The sequence below is a fragment of the Pseudomonadota bacterium genome, from assembly GCA_034660915.1.
Classification (GTDB): Bacteria; Desulfobacterota; Anaeroferrophillalia; order Anaeroferrophillales; family Anaeroferrophillaceae; genus DQWO01.
In genome coordinates this window covers 1-2,116 of record JAYEKE010000182.1, presented here as the reverse complement: position 1 = coordinate 2,116, position 2,116 = coordinate 1, and the positions used below count along the sequence as shown (strand labels likewise).

At 52.7% G+C, this 2,116-nt stretch carries 4 protein-coding genes; all 4 read left to right on the top strand.

Features of this window, described 5'->3' with window-relative positions:
• Positions 1–143: 143 nt before the first annotated feature.
• Genes U9P07_10630 through U9P07_10615 form a run of 4 tightly spaced genes read left to right on the top strand, consistent with a single transcriptional unit; the run spans position 144 to position 1,840 of the window.
• On the top strand, positions 144–341 hold the full coding sequence (locus tag U9P07_10630; protein ID MEA2109861.1) for a hypothetical protein: 198 nt from the start codon (positions 144–146) through the stop codon (positions 339–341).
• Positions 334–627, top strand: coding sequence for an Asp-tRNA(Asn)/Glu-tRNA(Gln) amidotransferase subunit GatC (gene gatC / locus U9P07_10625; protein MEA2109860.1), 294 nt, complete (start codon positions 334–336; stop codon positions 625–627). Before U9P07_10630 ends, gatC begins: the two co-directional genes overlap by 8 nt.
• A complete protein-coding gene (mtnA, locus tag U9P07_10620; protein ID MEA2109859.1) occupies positions 627–1,664 on the top strand; it encodes an S-methyl-5-thioribose-1-phosphate isomerase in 1,038 nt (345 codons plus the stop codon). The genes gatC and mtnA overlap by 1 nt, the downstream gene beginning before the upstream one ends.
• Positions 1,661–1,840: a hypothetical protein gene (locus tag U9P07_10615; protein ID MEA2109858.1), complete on the top strand. Its 180-nt coding sequence runs from the start codon at positions 1,661–1,663 to the stop codon at positions 1,838–1,840. Before mtnA ends, U9P07_10615 begins: the two co-directional genes overlap by 4 nt.
• Positions 1,841–2,116: the final 276 nt, after the last annotated feature.

Below are 2,116 nucleotides of genomic sequence, written 5' to 3'. Positions count from 1 at the left end.
AGATTCTGTTGTCTGGTTGACGATAATAGCTTTGTCAGTTATATTACCTGTGTTTTGTAATATGGAAACATTCTGTAATTATAAACTCAACTTTCTGACTTGTTCTAAAAACAGCGGAAAGAAATTGAGAGGGATGTTCCGGCATGGCTCTCGCTCATTCTCGCCGGCCGTCCATGGCCGGCTTCCGAGGCGTCCGCCGCGAATCACATCGTGTGATTCGTTCGGCGGCCAATACCGCTATGAGCCAAGCCCGAACATCCCGCATTAGTCTATTGCCAACAAAGTTTTATGCAAAATGGTCAAAATATTTATTTTACCATGGAGGTGCAACTAATGAGTGAGCAAATCAGTAAAAAAGAGGTGAGACATGTAGCCGCTCTGGCCCGGCTGGAAATGGACGAACAGGAGCTGGATTCTTATGGCAAGGATCTTGGTGATATCCTCGGCTATGTGGCCAAGTTGAATGAAATCGACACCAGTGGCGTTGAACCCACGGCTCATGTAATTTCCATGGATACTCCGTTCAGGGATGATGAGCGGGGTGAATCTTTCACCCATGAACAGTCGCTGAAAAATGCCCCCCAGCGGCAAGGGTTTTATTTTCAGGTGCCACAGGTGATTGAATAATGTCCTTTGAAACCATTTCCTGGCAGTCTGAAGGCGTGGTTATGATTGATCAGACCCGCTTGCCCCTGGAAGAGTTGTATGTCACCTGCGCTACAGCGGAGGAAGTTGCCCGGGCGATTAAATCCATGGTCATCCGGGGGGCGCCGGCCATTGGCGTCGCCGCGGCCATGGGCGTGGCCCTGGGGATGAAAAAGCAGTTAGCTGATGTCGGTGAGACAGGGTTTTGGGATCGGTTTGAGCCGGTATGTCAGTTGTTGGCCGCCACCCGGCCGACGGCAGTAAATCTTTTCTGGGCCCTGGATCGCATGCGAAAGGTTTGGCAGCGGACAGTGGACAGTGGGCTTGCCGCCGGCAAAACCGTTGATGTCCTGATTAATGAAGCCTGCTTGATCCGGCGGGAAGATATTGAAACCAATCGTAAACTTGGCGCTCTGGGGGCTGAAATCGTGCCGGAAAACGCCCGGGTTCTGACCCACTGTAATGCCGGAGCCCTGGCTTGTGCCGGCTACGGGACCGCCCTGGGGGTGATCAGGGCTGCCCATGAACGTGGAAAGATTTTGGAAGTGCTGGCCGATGAAACCAGGCCCCTGCTGCAGGGAGCCCGGCTGACCGCCTGGGAATTGCAGCGGGAGCGGATCCCAGTAACCCTGATTACCGATAATATGGCCGCCTATTTCATCGGCAAGGGCATGGTTGATCTGGTGGTAGTCGGGGCTGACCGGATTGCCGCCAATGGTGATACGGCCAATAAAATCGGCACCTATGGGGTGGCGATCATCGCCCGGGAACACCAGGTTCCTTTTTATGTGGCGGCGCCCGGTTCAACCATTGATTTCGCTCTGGACAGCGGGGAAAAAATTCCCATTGAGGAACGGGATCGGCAGGAAGTGCTGGCCATCGGCGGACAGTATATCGCCCCGCCGGAGGTGGCCGTCTATAATCCGGCCTTTGATGTGACCCCGGCAAAATATATTACCGGTATTATTACCGAAAAAGGGATTTTCAAGCCTGAAGAGCTGGCGTCTTTTCCTTCATGAGCTTCAAGTTCTTTGAACAGCTGAAAAAAATTTTCAGTGATGTTCCGGCATGGCTCCCGCTCATTCTCGCCGGCCGTCCATGGCCGGCTTGTGAGGACACCGCTAAAGCAATGTCCCCGATTGTCCGCCGCGAATCACCATCGTGGGGCTTCGTTCGGCGGCCAATACCGCTATGAGCCAAGCCAGAACATCCTGCAATGTGGATGTGGGGACAGAATTCAATTCTGTCCCCGTGCGAAGCAGGGCGAAGCAAAGGTGCAAACCAGTGCGACAAGCAGGTGAAGCATTGAATGGTTACTTATCGTTTTACTTCTTCTTGGGATTGATACGGATCTTGGCCTTTTCATCCGGTTTACCGAAGACTTCGGCCTGGTTAGTGTTGAGATAAATAACAATCCGTTCGCCGGTTACCCGGTTACTACCCTGCCACATGACCGCATTTCCCTGTAAAA